This is a genomic window from Macrococcus brunensis (assembly GCF_004359615.1).
In the GTDB taxonomy this organism is placed as follows: Bacteria; Bacillota; Bacilli; order Staphylococcales; family Staphylococcaceae; genus Macrococcus; species Macrococcus brunensis.
The window spans coordinates 109,190-126,291 of record NZ_SCWA01000004.1 but is presented as its reverse complement, the minus strand read 5'-3'; the positions used below and the strand labels follow the sequence as shown (position 1 = coordinate 126,291).

At 42.8% G+C, this 17,102-nt stretch carries 16 protein-coding genes; 6 read left to right on the top strand and 10 right to left on the bottom strand.

Features of this window, described 5'->3' with window-relative positions:
• The first annotated feature begins 7 nt into the window (after positions 1 to 7).
• Positions 8 to 409 carry a DUF4064 domain-containing protein gene (locus ERX27_RS03300; RefSeq protein ID WP_133431415.1) on the top strand — a complete coding sequence of 134 codons (402 nt, stop codon included), beginning with the start codon at positions 8 to 10 and terminating at the stop codon, positions 407 to 409.
• On the opposite strand, the gene ERX27_RS03295 is transcribed toward ERX27_RS03300, so the two are convergent.
• Both ERX27_RS03295 and ybaK read right to left on the bottom strand, forming a co-directional pair.
• Positions 406 to 1,485, bottom strand: coding sequence for a metallophosphoesterase (locus tag ERX27_RS03295; protein WP_133431414.1), 1,080 nt, complete (start codon positions 1,483 to 1,485; stop codon positions 406 to 408). The genes ERX27_RS03300 and ERX27_RS03295 overlap by 4 nt on opposite strands.
• Positions 1,482 to 1,955, bottom strand: a complete 474-nt coding sequence (gene ybaK / locus ERX27_RS03290) for a Cys-tRNA(Pro) deacylase (RefSeq protein ID WP_133431413.1) — start codon at positions 1,953 to 1,955, stop codon at positions 1,482 to 1,484. The genes ERX27_RS03295 and ybaK overlap by 4 nt, the downstream gene beginning before the upstream one ends.
• A gap of 74 nt (positions 1,956 to 2,029) precedes the next feature.
• Here ybaK and ERX27_RS11360 point away from each other — a divergent pair, with 74 nt between their 5' ends.
• The 3 genes from ERX27_RS11360 to ERX27_RS03280 are packed head-to-tail and all read left to right on the top strand — an operon-like array spanning position 2,030 to position 3,643.
• Positions 2,030 to 2,194, top strand: coding sequence for an SE1832 family protein (locus ERX27_RS11360; protein WP_165983068.1), 165 nt, complete (start codon positions 2,030 to 2,032; stop codon positions 2,192 to 2,194).
• Positions 2,145 to 3,335 carry an MFS transporter gene (locus tag ERX27_RS03285; RefSeq protein ID WP_133431412.1) on the top strand — a complete coding sequence of 397 codons (1,191 nt, stop codon included), beginning with the start codon at positions 2,145 to 2,147 and terminating at the stop codon, positions 3,333 to 3,335. The genes ERX27_RS11360 and ERX27_RS03285 overlap by 50 nt, the downstream gene beginning before the upstream one ends.
• Positions 3,332 to 3,643, top strand: a complete 312-nt coding sequence (locus ERX27_RS03280; protein ID WP_133431411.1) for a hypothetical protein — start codon at positions 3,332 to 3,334, stop codon at positions 3,641 to 3,643. Before ERX27_RS03285 ends, ERX27_RS03280 begins: the two co-directional genes overlap by 4 nt.
• 37 nt (positions 3,644 to 3,680) lie before the next feature.
• Here ERX27_RS03280 and ERX27_RS03275 read toward each other — a convergent pair whose 3' ends face one another.
• Complete coding sequence (locus ERX27_RS03275) at positions 3,681 to 6,881, bottom strand: efflux RND transporter permease subunit (protein WP_133431410.1); 3,201 nt, start codon at positions 6,879 to 6,881, stop codon at positions 3,681 to 3,683.
• 167 nt (positions 6,882 to 7,048) lie between these two features.
• Between ERX27_RS03275 and ERX27_RS03270 the strand changes: the two genes are divergently transcribed.
• Positions 7,049 to 7,336, top strand: coding sequence for a hypothetical protein (locus tag ERX27_RS03270; RefSeq protein ID WP_133431409.1), 288 nt, complete (start codon positions 7,049 to 7,051; stop codon positions 7,334 to 7,336).
• Positions 7,337 to 7,368: 32 nt separating this feature from the next.
• Here the strand turns inward: ERX27_RS03270 and ERX27_RS03265 are convergent, their stop codons facing one another.
• A complete protein-coding gene (locus tag ERX27_RS03265; protein ID WP_133431469.1) occupies positions 7,369 to 8,607 on the bottom strand; it encodes a lipid II:glycine glycyltransferase FemX in 1,239 nt (412 codons plus the stop codon).
• An 85-nt stretch (positions 8,608 to 8,692) separates the two neighbouring features.
• Between ERX27_RS03265 and ERX27_RS03260 the strand changes: the two genes are divergently transcribed.
• Entirely contained in the window at positions 8,693 to 8,947 is a 255-nt protein-coding gene (locus ERX27_RS03260; protein WP_133431408.1) for a hypothetical protein, read from the top strand.
• On the opposite strand, the gene ERX27_RS03255 is transcribed toward ERX27_RS03260, so the two are convergent.
• From ERX27_RS03255 to ERX27_RS03230, 6 genes are all read right to left on the bottom strand, one after another.
• Complete coding sequence (locus ERX27_RS03255; RefSeq protein ID WP_133431407.1) at positions 8,938 to 9,660, bottom strand: VOC family protein; 723 nt, start codon at positions 9,658 to 9,660, stop codon at positions 8,938 to 8,940. The genes ERX27_RS03260 and ERX27_RS03255 overlap by 10 nt on opposite strands.
• A gap of 75 nt (positions 9,661 to 9,735) precedes the next feature.
• Positions 9,736 to 12,030, bottom strand: coding sequence for a thermonuclease family protein (locus tag ERX27_RS03250; RefSeq protein WP_133431406.1), 2,295 nt, complete (start codon positions 12,028 to 12,030; stop codon positions 9,736 to 9,738).
• Between the two features lie 137 nt (positions 12,031 to 12,167).
• The gene (locus ERX27_RS03245) at positions 12,168 to 13,838 is read right to left on the bottom strand and encodes a glycoside hydrolase family 13 protein (protein WP_133431405.1); all 1,671 of its coding nucleotides are present in this window, start codon (positions 13,836 to 13,838) and stop codon (positions 12,168 to 12,170) included.
• 84 nt (positions 13,839 to 13,922) lie between these two features.
• A complete protein-coding gene (locus tag ERX27_RS03240; RefSeq protein WP_133431404.1) occupies positions 13,923 to 15,071 on the bottom strand; it encodes an ABC transporter ATP-binding protein in 1,149 nt (382 codons plus the stop codon).
• 12 nt (positions 15,072 to 15,083) lie between these two features.
• Complete coding sequence (locus tag ERX27_RS03235; protein WP_133431403.1) at positions 15,084 to 16,052, bottom strand: sugar phosphate isomerase/epimerase family protein; 969 nt, start codon at positions 16,050 to 16,052, stop codon at positions 15,084 to 15,086.
• A 2-nt stretch (positions 16,053 to 16,054) separates the two neighbouring features.
• The gene (locus ERX27_RS03230) at positions 16,055 to 17,098 is read right to left on the bottom strand and encodes a Gfo/Idh/MocA family protein (protein WP_133431402.1); all 1,044 of its coding nucleotides are present in this window, start codon (positions 17,096 to 17,098) and stop codon (positions 16,055 to 16,057) included.
• Between the last annotated feature and the right edge of the window lie 4 nt (positions 17,099 to 17,102).

Sequence of the window (17,102 nt, the reverse complement as noted above, 5' to 3'; positions counted from 1 at the left end):
TGTAACTATGAAAGAGTTTATTCAATTACCTAGAACACTTGCTGTTGTCGGTGTTATCATCCAGACCCTTATCTTCATCTGTGTCATAGCAATCTATCTTCTTGCCGATCAGGCTATCATACAGGATTTTCTAAGTGCAAGAACAGATGATGTGACTGAAGCAACGACTGCTTTAAAAGAAGTCCTGCTGCCTTTTGGTGTCATCATCTTCATTCCGCTTCTTCTTAATCTGCTTGGTATCCTCTATATGAAGCGTTATATCATCGCAAGTGCTGTCATGCTGATTCTGTCAGGACTCATGATGCTCTATACAGTCATCCTGCCGATTCTGCTCGTCACTGCAGGCACCATGCTGATCACACGTTACCGTTACTATAACCGTAACGAAAAATATCAGACGCCTTACTAAGAGGAAGTGTCCAGCACTTCCTCCGGCACCCAGCCGACGACGCTCTCTTTCTTGATCAACGTATAACCGGCATATTGACCGACCACTTTGACTTCTTCTCCTGCTTTGACATCTACAAAGTAATCCGTGTAGTCATCTTTAAGATAAGTCTGACCTTCCTTTTCTATGATCCATTCTGTCTTGACCATAAACTGTGTGCCCGTCGATACATGTTCAGCAAAAGTAAAATAGTCATCCCCATCCATCACTCGGATATTGTAATCCGGAAATGTGAACGTATGCGGTTCCTGCAATGTCACTTCAAAGTCCTGAATGACAAGAGCAGACTCAAGTGCGTCTACTGCCTGCATAGTAAGAGTGCCATCTGTTTCAATCAGCAGCGCATTCAGCTGTCCGGATTCTTTCACTTGATTGCCACCGTCCAGTGCGATGATTCGTCGCTCATCGTTCACCTTTATCCCGTGACTATAAAGTCCTGCTTCTGCAAAATTGGCTGCCGGATAGTGTCCGACAACGACTTTCTTATCTAAGTGATGATTTGATAAATAGAACTCAGGCATCGTCAGTGCCACTTCACGCGGTGTCTCGAGATAATCGTCTTCTATCCCTGCATGCACGAAGAGGTAATCTTCTGTCTCAATCGCAGTCGGCAAGTTTCTGAACCATGTCTGATAATCACTGTATACGTCGAGAACCGCTTCTGCAAAATCGTGCTGCGTCTTGTAATCGGTCAGCGTCGTACCGGTTTCCTTCAGAAATTCATGCGCGACTGTATAGCGGTAATCCATATAAGGATAGAGCCACTCCTCTTCCAGTTCATCGAAAAAGCGATCGCAGTTGCCTTCTATCACGTAGACGTTCCCCGCTCCCGTCAGCTGCCTGATATATTTCATCGTGCCGAGACTATTCCGGCCTTTATCCAGTATATCTCCGTTGACGATGAGTATATCGTCTCTGCTGAAATCGACTTGCTCAAGCAACTTTTTAAATAATTCCAGTTCACCGTGAATATCTGAAATCACTATGGTCCTTTTTCCTCGTATAGATAGCCGGACTAATTTATCTTTCAGTTTCATCGGCAGACCTCACTGAACTGGGCGTGTGCCGCTTGTTGTAAATCAGCAGGACCGAGTTTCATCTGTGTCCCCCGTTGTCCGGCACTGACTATCATATATTCCAGGTCGGCAGCGGGCTGGTCGATAAATGTCGGGGATAATTTCTTCATGCCGACAGGCGAACAGCCACCGCGCACATAGCCTGTCTTCGGCTGCAGTTCTTTCAGCGGCAGCATCTCAAGCTTCTTGACGCCAGCTGCCTGTGCTGCTTTTTTCATATCCAGTTCACCTGCTACCGGAATAACGAAGACATATAAATCTGCACCCGCATGCGTCACCAGTGTCTTATAAACGACTGATGCGTCTTCGCCGATCTGCTGAGCGACACTGATGCCGTCCACTGCTTCGTCACTGTTATAATGGATCATGTCATACTCTAATTTCAGCTGATCCAGTTTACGGATTGCATTCGTTTTCAGTTTTTTCGTCATTTCAATCCCACCTCTTTTAAGTCTTCTTCATTATAGCTTATAATAGTTATACACTAGAACTAAAGGAGTTCATCATGGATTTAAATTATCAGCTTACAGAACTTAAACATGAATACGTCCGCATTCAAGGTGATATTGAGAAAGTACAATCAACCGGAAACTCAGCGGATAAACTGGAGGAACGCTTAATTGAACTCGAACACGAAATCAGAGAGATCCGCGAGCAGCTCGACGCCTGAACTTAAATCATTCTTCTCCATATTGATGGCCATACAGTTTTTTATTTATTTTGGCTTCAGTATCGTTATTCCTGTTATCCCGGCCCTCGTTAAAGATATGGGCCTGAATGCCTTTCATATGGGCTTACTGTTATCGATTTATTCAATCGCTTCTTTTATCGCGGCACCATTCTGGGGCCAGTTGTCAGATAAAATCGGGCGCAAGAAGATTCTACTTATCGGTCTGACCGGCTTTGCGATCAGCTTCCTGACATTCGGCCTGTTCATCGACAATCTGACAATGCTTTATATCTCGCGTATTATCGGCGGACTGTTCTCTGGGGCCTGCTTCAGTACAACTACAAGTATTGTAGCCGATGTGACGACTTCAGAGGAACGGAATCGCTATATGGGCTTAATGGGTATGATGATTGGCTTCGGATTTATATTCGGGCCTGCAGTCGGTGGGCTGCTCGCTGGTTATTCTTATCAGCTGCCATATTTCGTTACTTCTGCGATCCTGCTTGCCATTATAGTCGCAGTCGCTGCAAAATTACCGGAGACGCACTTCCATGAGACCGGTAAACAGACTGGCGGCAGACTGAACTATACGGTCCCTATCATCATACTCCTCATCAGTACATTTATTGTGACGATGACGATGAGTGGTATGGAAAGTTCGTTCCAGTTACTTGAGATCGAACGGATTGACATCACACCGATGCAGATGGGCATATTGTTTATGATCGGCGGCTTAGTGAATGCCTTACTGCAAGGAGGATTCCTGCGTAAAGTGAAGCATGGTCAGGAACGAGGTATTATGGTCCTCGGTCAGATTGTGACCATGATCGCTTTTGTGATGCTGCCGTTTACCATTAACATCTACTATGCTGGCATCTGCCTTGTTCTTCTGATGTCAGGCAATGCATTAGTCCGTACACTTCTCACGTCTACACTGACGAAGTCGACCTCATCACAGAACATGGGTAAACTGACAGGTGTCAGTTACTCGCTTGATAGTCTCGGCCGTATTATCGGACCTCTGTTATTCACAGGACTCTTATCATACAGCTTGAGTCTGCCGTTCTTCATTGGCGCCGGTACAAGTCTGATCGCACTTATTTTAATCGCTCTATACTTCTCGAAAGGAAAAACAGCATGATTCTATTACTGACGTTATTCATCGTCATCTATTTACTTATTGCATTCTTAAGCATCTATTTCTATAACACTAAACTGACAGATATTGCGCGCATGATATTCGGTGCTGCATTAATCGTTTTCGCTGCCAGCATGCTCATCGGCCACAGCGGTTCATTATGGGTCATCTTACTCGTTGCTGCACTTGTCATCAATATTGAAATCACAGCCTTCAAGTTTAAAATCAGTGATTTAAAGGCACTGCAGATTCTGCATATTTTCACTGCAATGCTTGCAGTGATGATTATCATTACTTCATTTATGCTATAAAAAAAACGGTTAGTCTAGTCGACTAACCGTTTCTTTATTATCTGACGACTGTTTCAGTCGTCACTTTTTTTCGTCTGTTTTTTAGCTTCATCAGGAGTTCATACACGACTGGTACGACAATCAGTGTCAGGACAGTAGATGATACAAGACCACCGATAACCGTAACACCGAGTGATTTACTGATCAGTACTGATCCGTCGCCACCAAAGAGCAGCGGTGATAACGCTCCGACAGTCGCAAGTGCTGTCATCAGAATCGGTCTCACACGTGTAGAAGCTGCTTCAAGTAAAGCTTCTCGTGTTGGTAAACCGCTCGCTTCCATATGGATGACACGGTCAATCAGTACAATGGCATTCGTGACCACGATACCGATCAACATCAGTACCCCAATCATAGATGGCACTGATAATGTTTCACCTGACAGGAGCAGTCCTACTATCACCCCGATAATCGTAAATGGTAATGAGAAGAGGATAGCAAGTGGCGCAAGCCCCCCTTTAAATGTCAGTACAAGAATCAGATAGACGATACCGATTGCTGCAAGCATCGCAAGTCCGAGTTGAGAGAAACTTTCTCCGATATCTTCGCTTGTACCGCCGACATTAATCTTAACGTTATCCGGTTTATCAATCTTGCTGATAGCTTCTGATACATCTGCTGTTGTTTTACCGACATCATCTGCTTTAATCTTACCGTCTACAGTAGCAGAAACGTCGCCATCTTTACGCATGATGGTATCTGATGACTGTCCTTTTTCAATCTCAGCGACACTGCTGAGTTTAATTTCACGTCCAAGTGGAGAAGTGAGTTTAGTATTTTCAAGCTTAGACTCAGTCCATTTTGTGTCTTGATCTTTCGTCAGAATCACGTCTGTTGAATCACCTGATTTGCCCACTTTCGTTACGACCGTCTCAGGTGAACGCTGGTTCAGGGCAAGCGCGACTTGTCCCGCTGTCAGACCACTTTCAGCCAGTTTGTTCTGGTCTACTTTAATCGTATATTCTTCGTAACTTTTAGAAAGAGAAGAATCCACATTTGATAAAGTTTTCTGTTTCTTCATGACATCTTCAACGTCTTTTACAGTTTCACGGATAGCCTCTGTCGTTGGTCCGACAACAGATACAGAGACACTGTTAGAAGTCCCACCTGTTGCGAAGTCCTGGTTTTTCCATGAACCTGGATGGTCGAAAGTTGCAATTTTGTTCAGTACTTTCTCTGCTTCAGAATCCCAGTTCGGTGTATCTTTATCATATTCAACCATCATCGCCATATCATTAGAAGCAACTGGGCTGAATGGATTTTTACCACCTACTGAGTACTGAATATTTGAAACGTTTTTATTCTTTGCGAGTTCTTTCTGAATCTCGTCTGCATGATCAACCACTTCTTCTTCTGTTTCACCTGGCTCCGGTTTATAAGTTAACGCAAGTAACTTATCTTCACCCGTAGAAATGAATGATGTACCTACAAGTGGTGTCAGCATCAAACTACCGATTAATAATAATGTACTTAAAATACCGACAATCCACTTATGGTTCAGTGCCCATTCTAAAATGTTGCGGTAGAAGTGAGCAATACGGCCTGGTTTCTCGTCGTGATGGCCTTTAATACCATTTCTGAAGAAAATATGACCGAGCATCGGCACGATGGTAATCGCGATTAATAATGATGCGAGAAGCGCAAATACCACAGTGAGTGCGAACGGACGGAAGAGTTCACCGATTGAACCTGAAACAAGTCCGAGTGGCAGAAACACTGCGATTGTAACCATTGTTGAAGACATGATCGGCATGAACATCTCTTTAGTCGCATCTGCGATTAATGCAGCTCCGCGGAGAGGTTCAGTCTTACTCGACATTCTACGGAATATATTCTCGATAACAACAATTGAGTCATCAATAACACGACCGATTGCCACTGTCATCGCACCCAGTGTCATGATGTTTAACGTTACACCTAACTGCTTCAGAATCAGAAGAGCAATCAGAATTGACATCGGGATAGACACGACAGCGATAAATGTTGAACGGATATTACGTAAGAAAATCAGAATCATGATGACTGCAAAAATAGCTCCGATAACAGCTTTTTCTACCATCGTCTTAACTGAATCCTGAATAGGTTTTGCCTGATCCATCAGCAACAGTGCGTTGATGTCTTTGTTTTCTTTGACGTAGTCATCTACAACTTTCTTAACATCGTTTGCCACGCTGACTGTATTAGCGTTGTCAGATTTCACGAGCTGGATACTTAAAGAATCTTTACCATTCGTTTTTGAAATCGATTCACGGCTTTCAACATTTTTGATTGTTGCGATATCGCCTAACTTAACAGTCGGGATCTTCGCACTTTTCATCTGTTCAGCCATTGCTTTTTGAGCTTCAGGTGACATCTGTGCTTGTGCATCTGCACCTTGAGCACCCTGTGCTTGTGCGCCTTGTGCTTGTGCGCCCTGCTGAGCTTGTCCTTGACCAGCTTGGGCATCTTGAGCACCTGTGGCAGGTACTTTGAGTGATTTAAGGGCATCTACAGATGTAAACTGGCCATCTACGACGATAGATTTCAAGTCATTACCGAACGTATAGAGACCAAGCGGCGCATTTGCTGTCGCCCCTTTAATGAACTGAAGCACTGACTCTTCAGTCAGACCTTTTTTCTTCATCTTATCTTCATCAAATTGAAGTTCTACCTGCTCAACTTGCTGACCGGAGAACGAAACGCTTGAAACGCCTTCTACCCCTTCAATTTGAGGAATTAAATCGTCTTTAATCTTTTTCGTCAGACCTTTAATATCATTCTCGTCGTTTGAAAACGAATAACTGATGATTGGGAATGTGTACATTGAGATTTGGTCGATTGTTGTATCCTGAACTTCTTCAGGCAGATCAAGTGAATCAATTGCTTCCTGAACTTTCTTCTCTGCCTTATCCATATCCGTACCAAAATCGTACTGTAAGGTAATAGCTGAAGCGTTCTGCATCGACTGACTGGAAACCGTGTCGACACCTTCCATACTCTTCACTTTCTTTTCTATCGGATCTGTCACGTTGTCGAGTACTGCTTCTGGTGTCGCACCAGGATAAGGGGTTGTGACCGTAAGAACAGGAGATGAAATACTAGGGAGCATCTCCTCTTTCATAGTCATAGCCGAGTAAATACCTGCTGCTGCAATGAGTAAGGTCATCAGCCACAGTGCCAGTTTATTATGTAACGAGAAATCAATTATTTTCTTTACCACATCTTGCCTCCTATAATGATTGTCCTACTTAGTAATATAACTTAAATATATGGGCTTTACTAATAATAAAACCAAAATTCCCCACTCTTTCCTTTATGGTTGGAATGTCCTAATTTCAGTTTCCTTTATTACTAATTTTCAACTAAAATAAAAGGTGGAGGGATTTTATGCAAAAAGTACTGATGCTTCTGTCAATCCTGATGCACTTTGTTTTCATCGCCGGTTATTTCATCAATAGTGGTATTATTTTCTTCACGAGTTACTTCTGGATTCTTTTCAGTCTCATCTCAATATTCATCGGTTTACGTTATTACTTCAGTAAAGTGAATCTAACTGAAAAAGATTTAATGTATCGCATCCTGGCGATTATATTGACACTTACAGCATTTGTAAGTCTGCTTTTCCTTATATATATCACATTTATCGATCCTTATCTTTATCTCGATATAAAATAAAAAAAGTCTTATCCAGCTGGATAAGACTTTTTTTATTTGCGACCTATTTTACGTTTCAAATTCATGATCTGTGGTTTTACTTGTTCAACAAGCTGATACACATAAGGATTCAGAACATAATCAAATTCTCCGATTTTCGCACTGAGTCTTGTCCCCCACATTTTTTTGAACTGCCAGAGACCAAAGTATTCAGAGTCTTTATCCGGATGATTACTTGTCCCCCCGAAGTCATAAGTTTTCGCGCCTCTGTCACGTGCAATACGCATCATCGTCAGCTGCATATTGTAATTCGGCAGATAGTCGCGGTACTCATTGCTTGATGCGCCATAAAGGTAATAGGCTTTGTGACCGGCGAATGTCAGTATAGAACCTGATAATACTTTACCTTCCGGATTTGTTTTCTCCATCTCGGTCAGTTCTTCTATCTGTTTCTCCAGTTTAGCCATCTGGATTTCCAGATCCTTTAATTGATTCTCAACTTTCTGGTTCTTCTCTTTTGTCACGAGTCGTTCTTTTTTCTCTTTACGCAGTGCCAGTTCTTCTCGTAATTTAGGGAGTACGTGACCAGGTACTAGTTTGACAAGTACCAGTTCCGCATCACCATCTGGATTCAGCGCATCATAGATATTCTCAAAATAAGAAACATCACGTGTCAGGAAACCATCTCTTGAACCGGTCTCCTGCATTAAATCTGCGAATGTCTGCAGCTCATCACGTCCTGCGATATAGGCTTCTGTTCCTTTTTTCTGACTCAGTTTCACCCGTGAGCGATTATTGCGTTCAAAGCTCTTAATCAAATCTTCATCACTTTGATCGATATTGGTGATCATCGTCATACGCGGTTGAATATAATGTTTGCTCAGACCATCTTCAAACCCTTTATGCTTGAATCCGATAGACTCCATAAACTCGACAAGACCTTGTGCTTCTGTCACTTCGACGTCCGGATCAATCTTGATAGCATACGCACGTTCACGACGGGCCACTTCAACTGCCTGTTCCAGTAAGGCTTCCACAACTTCGTGGTCATGATAGTCACAGACAAAACCTCTTGAAATATAGCACAGTGTATACGGCATTCTAGGTACTTTTTTGAATAACAGCTGGGCGACACCGACTGTTTTGTTATTTCGACTGACTGAAATACGTTTACTATACCAGCCGGCCGACTTTTTCACTTCAGCCCACTTTGATAGTTGCAGTAAGTCGCCGTGGGGATGAGTTTTGACAAATGTATCGTGCTCTTTATCGCTGATTGTTCTATATTCGATCATTGTTTGTTTCTTCCTTTCACGTTTCAAGCATGTTCACTATCGTTCTGTTATAATAACCCTATCCTAAAGAAAAGAGGCTATTATGTTTAGAAATATATTACTTGCAGTTATTGCGCTTCTGAACTTAATTTTTATTTTTATCATTCAGGGACACCAGTCCGTTGACCGAATTGATCTCAATATCATTGTCGCGGCACTCGGTGCGATTATCAGCATTCTCTTTCTCATCGTCAGAAAAAGCCGACTTAACTTTACGTTCGCTATTATAACACTTTTAATCGTAGCCTTTCATGTTTCACTTATCGTTCTGCATATTTACGACTATGTTTATGCCTGAAAATGATATGTGGCACCGTGTACTTCTATAGAAGGATGATCTATTCCCGCAATTGTGATGGCTTCAATACTTTCTTTATCGCCTTCCATCAGCGTGAAGATGGGCCCATCCGGTATTAACAGCTGATTACCATCATACTTTGCATTAAACCAGTCTGTCCAGTTTTGGATGAACTGGTTTTTATTTTGCGTCATCAAGGTGATATCCACGACACGAAGCGGCTGAAACAAAGGCGCCAGTTGTTCGTGTCTACTCTCATCCTCTTCCCCCCATTGAATGAAGAAAGGTAACTCTCTGTCCATTCTGTCGTCATCAATATAAAGAAGCTGCCAGCTGATGACTTGTCCATCTGGTTTAGTGCGGGACATTTGACTCGGTCCAATCGTCGACAATCCGCATGAAATGAAATGATCATTCAAGGCTTCTATATCATCCGTTCGAAAACAGAGCCGTTTCCAGCCTTCCTGGTAGACTGTTCTCTCTAACGTGGCAGCAAAACTCAGACGCTGCTCCCCCGTTACAGACTTCTTCAAACGTTCTTTATCAAATACATCTATGAACTCGATATAACTTAAATCCGTATAGCTCAAATAATTAAATGTACCCAATTGTTCATGTCTGCCACCTTCATGTATATCAAGGAGCTGGTCTGGAAACTCAAATGAATCAAGTCCGTCTATATAGTGAATAATATGGTCCCATTGTAATTTCATCTCTTTCACCTCAAAACTATTGTAAGGAAGAAAACAAAAGAAAACACCTGAAAAGGTGTTTTCTCAACAAAATTCTTATTTATAAAATTTACCGATATTTTTCGCAAATCCAGCTGTAACGTCTTCCATATCTTTCGTTACGTTAACAGTTACTTTACCATCTTTAATATCAGAATCCAGATCGTCACTTGTCTGATTAGCAAATGTCTCCACTAAATTACCTGGCGCATCAAACTTCAGGACATAAGTGCCTTCGTTGACAGTAACTGAATAGCGACCATCTTTATCAGTTTTAACTGTTTTCACTAATTGTCCATTCTGATAAATATCAACTTTTACATTCTTTAACTTGCGGTCTGGTCTATCAAATTTACCATTGCTGTTTTGATCAAAGAAGACAAAGCCTCTTACATCATGTTGAACAGCAGGTACTTCTGTTGTTGGTGCTTCTGTCGTTGGTGCTTCTGTCGTCGGTACTTCCGTTGTTGGTGCTTCTGTTGTCGGTACTTCTGTTGTTGGCACTTCTGTCGTTGGTACTTCTGTTACTTTAGTGATTGATGTAGGCAGTAATTTATAAGCATTGAAGCTGTAAGTCACAACACCTTCGATGCGGTCATAAGTTGCACCGATTTCAAGTGGTTGTGTTGTTTTAACAAGGAAAGTATGGCCTGCAGCATCAGATACTGTATATTCATTATACGTATTCACTGATTCTACTTTCACTTTTTCAATCGCAATATATTCTGCTTCTGTGTCTTCACCGATTTGATCAAGTGCTGTAACAGAGGGTTGAACTGTTTTTTGTCCAGTCACTTTCACATCTTCTGTTTCTACTTGGTATAAATCGTAATATTCAGTCGTTGTGCCTGTTGCAGTTATCACATCACCGATCGCCGGCTTAACTGTTTTGCTGCGTACAACCATTCCTGCTGTTTCATCTTGAATATAGATATTGTAGCCATCGATCGCAGTCACTGTTCCTGTTACAATTGCATTTGTTCCTTTACCCGCTGTTCTTGCTTCCTGAATCGTCATTTCTTTCGCTGGTGTTACTGTTGGTTCAGTAGGAAGAGTTGTATCTGGTGCTACTTTGTAGCCTTGTGCAATCGCTTCTTCCTGTGCGAAGAAAATACGACGTTCTACGGGCACTTTCGCAAAGTCTTCTGGTGCATAGTAAAGTTTAGTTTCTGAATCTCCGACGTAGCGTTGAAGACCTTTTTTGTCATAACGTGCACGGAATTCAAATGCAAGTTCTTTAAGTGGATGCTCTGTCTGCCAGATGCCTAAATGATTCGCCTGTGCTTCTGCTACGGCAGCCTGGAACATATTGTAGTCATCCATATTAGCGACTGGCCAGATGAAGTAAGTTGAAGCCATACCCAGTTTCACTTGCTCTAAGTTTGTATTCAGATTATCACTTTCTCTGATGACCTGACCTAAAATACGGCCATATGCATCTGTAATGTTATCCGGGTTTACTTTAACTGCAATCGGTGTACCGGGTGCCAGCATTTCATTTAATGCTTTCTTTGCTTGTTCACCGTGATATTTCTGGTTCTGGTCTAAGTCTGTATCGATTAGAGCTGGATCATAAGAAGTAAGATGATACGTTTCTGGTGTGTCGATGTTCACATAACGAATCGTATCTGAACCCATAATACTTGGAGAAATCTTGATTGTGTCACCATCGACTACACGTACAACATTGACATGATATTCAGCTTGAGGGACTTCTGGTGCCGGTGGTGTCACTTGTGCACTGAACGTGCCAAGTTCTGAAGTCGTATCTTTTGGTAAAGCTGTGAATTGTGCTGCCGGGTCATAAGCATTATGGATATCTGTATCCCCTGTGAGGTTAGCCGCTGTACGTACTAACGTCATATCTAAAGTTGAAGTCGTCGTACCAAATGCTGTGCCTGGATCTACACCAACTTGACCGATAGAATCATTGACTTCGCCTGTCTTAGTCGTCGCATTGTAGTTTTCGAATAAAACGAGTGTGTCATCACCGTTAAAGTTAACAGCTGTCGAACCTGTTTTTAAATCTGCCTGAGCTAAGATTTCTGCTGCTGCACTCTGGTGAGAGATGACGTAAACGTCACCAGGTGCTAAAGTGCCGCTCAGTTTAAGTTCTGCTACAGTACCTGTTGTTTCGCTCGCACCGTTAACAAAATTAACGAGTGAATATGTTGATAAGTCGACTGCTTCTGACGTCGGGTTATAGATTTCAATCGCTTTATTGTAGCCTGAACCCTCTATGTATTCTGAAATAATTAATTTCCCTGCTGCCTGTGCCTGCTGTCCTGCAAATGATAATACAAGTGACAGAACCATCATGATGGATAAAAATGCTTTGAAAGTTGATTTCATCCCGTTACTCCTCTTCTTATGATTAAATGCTTTATTATTTTATCAATTGAATATGGAGTGAATATGTAGATAATGTAAACATATTATTAAATATGTAAAAAACCCTCTTTCTGCATCTGCAGAAGAGAGTCATCATATTACGCCAGGCGATAGACGCGGACTTCATAGGGTTGTAACTGAATGCTGTTGCTTGTTTTAATGTCAAAACCGTAATCGTAGTTCGAAATGATTAATTGCTTTGCATTGAATTCAAGGTTTTCAGAGTCATCAAGCTCTACTTTCTGATTATCCAGGTTACCGATAACAAGAACTTTTTCGTCTCCCAGTGTTCTTGTATACGCGAATACCGTTTCGTGCTCCGGATACACCAGGTCGAACGTCCCATATGTCATAATCAGATTGTCTTTTTTAAACTTGATGAGTTTTTTATAGAAGTTAAGAATCGAATCTTCACGCTCAAGCTGATGTGCAACGTTTAAATAAGGATAGTTCGGATTGACTTTCATCCATGGATGTCCTGTCGTAAAGCCTGCGTTGTCAGATGCATCCCACTGCATCGGTGTCCGTGAGTTATCACGGCTGATACGTTGCAGCATCTCTATCACTTCTTCTTTAGACGCGCCATTGATGAGCTCGTTGTTATAGATGTTCTTCGCATGGACATCATCAAATTCTGTGATGTCTTTGAACGGATAGTTCGTCATACCGATTTCCTGGCCCTGATAGATGAACGGTGTGCCTTGCAGCAGCATATACACTGTCGCATGGCTGGTCGAACTTTCATACCAGTGATCTTTGTCATCTGCCCATGTAGAAGAGACACGCGGTCGGTCATGGTTTTCAATGAAAAGCGCATTCCAGCCTCTGTTTTCAAGTCCTTTCTGCCAGTTCGCCAGTACTTTCTTGTAACCCAGAATGTCAAAGCTTGTTCCGATATTGTGGTCCCAGAGATTTAAGTGTTCAAACTGGAAGACCATATTGAACTTACCTTCTTTTTCACCGACCCATACATCTGCATCTTCAGTCGTGACACCATTCGCTTCGCCGACCGTCATAATATCATATTTAGAGAAAGTCTTTTCTTTCAGCTCTTCTAAATACTGATGAATACCCGGCTGGTTCATATGCGCTTCAAATGAATCGACATAATTCAGGTTATGAGGATTCGGCAGATCCCCTTTGTCAAATGATTTTCTGATATGGCTGATCGCATCAACACGAAATCCGTCGATACCTTTATCCAGCCACCAGTTGACCATATTATAGATAGTTTCGCGCATCTCTTTGTTTTCCCAGTTTAAATCGGGCTGTTTACGGCTGAAGACATGCATGAAATATTGATCAGTCGTGACATCATACTCCCAGGCAGAACCCTCAAAGATACTCGCCCAGTTATTCGGCTCCTTACCGTCTTTAGCGTCCTGCCAGATGTACCAGTCACGTTTCGGATTGTCTTTTGAAATACGTGATTCAATGAACCATGGATGCTCATCACTTGTATGGTTGATGACAAGATCCATGATCAGTTTCATCCCCCGTGAATGCACTTCTAAAAGCAGGCGGTCGAAATCTTCCATTGTACCGAAATCCCGCATAATAGCCTGGTAGTCACTGATATCATAGCCGTTATCATCATTTGGAGACTTATAGATCGGGCTGACCCAGATGACATCGATTCCTAAATCCTGCAGATAGTCCAGTTTCTCTGTGATACCGTTGATATCACCAATTCCGTCGCCATTTGAATCCTTAAAACTACGTGGATACACTTGATAGCATACCGCTTCTTTCCACCAGATACGTTCCATTTTGTTATATCCTCCTGTATTCAGCCATAAAGAAAGCCATTAACATTTATGCATGTTAACAGCTATTCATCCTCATTTCAAACATTAAACTTGGTCGACTTTAACTTTCGCTTCGCGTCTGCGTTCTTCTGCTGCCAAGCGAATACGTTCACCTGTCTCAGCATCGAAGAAGTGTGCTTTATTCATATCCATCGCGAGACGAATGATGTCTCCCGGCTGATAGTCATTACGCGCATCCAGCTTAGAAATAAACTCCTGATTTTCAAATGTACTGTACACCATGACTTCTGAACCATGTAGTTCGCTGACAGTTACTTTTGTCTCAAATGAAGTGCCTTCAGATGACTGAATGAAGACGGGTTCATCATGGATGTCTTCTGGACGAATACCGAACTTAACCGGCTTATCTTTGTAGCCTTTTGCTTCTAACGTACGAAGTGTGCTTTCCGGCACATCGAATGAATACTCACCAATATGCAGCTGGTTACCTCGCAGCTGTGCTGAGAAGATATTCATTGGCGGTGAGCCGATAAATTCCGCAACAAAGATATTTTCCGGGTAATCATAGACTTCTTTCGGTGTGCCGACTTGCATGATATCCCCTTTATTAAGAACAACAATACGTGTCGCCATTGTCAGCGCTTCTGTCTGATCATGGGTGACGTAGATTGTCGTTGTCTGCAGGCGATGATGCAGTTTAGAGATTTCAGCACGCATCTGTACACGGAGTTTCGCATCAAGGTTTGACAGCGGTTCATCCATTAAGAAGACTTTTGCTTCACGGACAATCGCACGTCCTAATGCCACACGCTGACGCTGACCACCTGACAGCGCTTTAGGTTTACGATTCAAGTATTCCGTCAAACCTAAAATTTCTGCTGCCTCGTGGACACGAGTCTTAATTTCATCTTTTGGCATCTTACGTAATTTAAGACCAAATGCCATGTTATCAAATACGGTCATATGCGGATAAAGTGCGTAGTTCTGGAAGACCATCGCGATATCACGGTTTTTAGGGGGTACATCATTCACGCGAACGCCGTCTATTAATAAGTCACCGCCTGTGATGTCTTCTAATCCCGCAATCATACGCAGTGTGGTCGACTTACCGCAACCCGACGGACCGACAAAGACGATGAATTCTTTATCCTGAATGTGTAAATTAAAATCTTTGACGACTGTATTACCACCGTCGTATGTTTTCTGGATGTGATCCAGTTTAAGTTCTGCCATTTAATTTCCTCCTTAAGCCCACCACATATCTGTCGGTGTCTCTTTAATGATGACTTGCTTTAAGTTACGGACTGCTGTCTGGAATCCTTCTTCAATCGACATCAGCGGATCTTCATGTTCTATACTGACTACATAATCATAGTTATATGTTCTAAGCGCACTCATCATCTGTGTCCATTCTGTCATATCATGACCACAGCCGACACTTCTGAACGTCCAGCTGCGCGTCTTAACATCACCGTAAGGCTGCATATCTAAAAGACCGTACATATTGATGTTGTCTTGATCGAGATACGTGTCCTTCGCATGGAAGTGATGAATCGCATTTTCTTTACCTAAAATCTTAATCGCTGCCACCGGGTCAATTCCTTGCCACCACATATGGCTCGGATCAAGGTTTGCCCCAATAAATTTATTCGTTGCTTCTCTTAGTTTAAGTAAAGTATACGGCGAATGAACAAGGAAACCGCCGTGTAGCTCTAAACCGATTTTGACGTTCGCTTCTTTCGCAACTTCTGCGATGTCCTGCCAGTACGGAATCAATTTGTTCTCCCACTGCCAGTTATAGATATCTGCATATTCTGTCGGCCACGCGACAACCGGCCAGTTCGGCTGCTTCGCCTCTTCTGACTCGCCCGCTGTTCCACTGAAAGTATTGACGACCGGCACATTCATCAGCGCCGCCAGTTTGATTGTTTTTCGGAGCGTCTCATCTGATTCTCTACGGAAATCAGCATCCGGAGAAATCGGGTTGCCGTGACAGCTGAATGATGAAATAAAAAGACCATGTTCTGCAAATGCTTTTAAATAAGCTTCACGTGCAGCTTCGTCTTCGAGTAACTGGTCAACATCGATGTGTTTGCTGCCTGGATAGCCGCCAGTGCCTACTTCTACTGCTTCTACACCTGATGCCTGAACATAATCAAGCATCTCTTCGAAAGATTTGTCATTGAAAAGTGGATTAAATACACCTAGTTTCATTATTACTCCCCCTCTATTCGAATCGCCTGCTGTTTTTGTGCACTTAAATAAATCGCTTCTATTACACTTGAGACGTCTTTTGCTTCTGTTGACTGCACGCGTAAAGGCGTCCCGTCAGTAATCGCTGAAATGAAGTTCTCTGCCTGCAGATGCTGGAACGGATGATCAATCTGGATATAGTCTATATTAAGCGTCGTCATCAATGTATCGTCTGCCTGGTTGACTTTCATTTCGAAGACATTCAGACCGCCTTTCGTACCGGAAATACTGATATGCTCTTCGTCACTCTCGACGTTAGCAGCCCAGCTCGTCTCAAAGAGCATTGTCACGTTGTTCTCAAAACGGATGAAAGCTGTCACATGGTCATCCACTTCAAACGTCTCCGGATTGAACACTCCCCACTCATTGACTGGGTTCGGCATACGGCTCAGGCTATTGTAAGTCTGCGCTGATACTTCGACTGGTTTCTGATTCCCTGTCAGCCACATCGCAAGATCCAGTAAATGACAGCCGTAATCAATCAGGGCACCCCCACCTTGTAGTTCTTTGTTCGTGAACACGCCCCAGCCTGGTACTTTACGTCGACGCATGGCTTTGACCCGGACGACTAACGGCTCACCGATAATGCCCTTATCGATGATTTTCTTAGCTGCAATCGCTTCTTTCATAAAGCGATAATGGTAAGCAATATGGAGTACACCGTCGCTCTTTTCTTCCGCTTTAACCATGGCATCTGCTTCTGCCTGCGTCGTCGCCATCGGTTTTTCGCACATCACGGAGATATTTTTTTCAAGTGCTGCTATCGTCAGTGGCGCATGGAACTTGTTCGGTGTCGTGATAACGACCGCATCAATATGGTCAAGCATCTCTTCATAACTGGAAGCGACGTGCGGTATCTGAAACTGGTTGGCGACAATCATTGCACGCTCCGTATTGATATCATAGACATGTGTGATTTCAACCTGTTCAAAATTTCTGAATGTCGGAATGTGTCTGTCTGTCGCAATACCGCCGACACCTGCTATACCTAGTCTGACTTTCGTCATAACA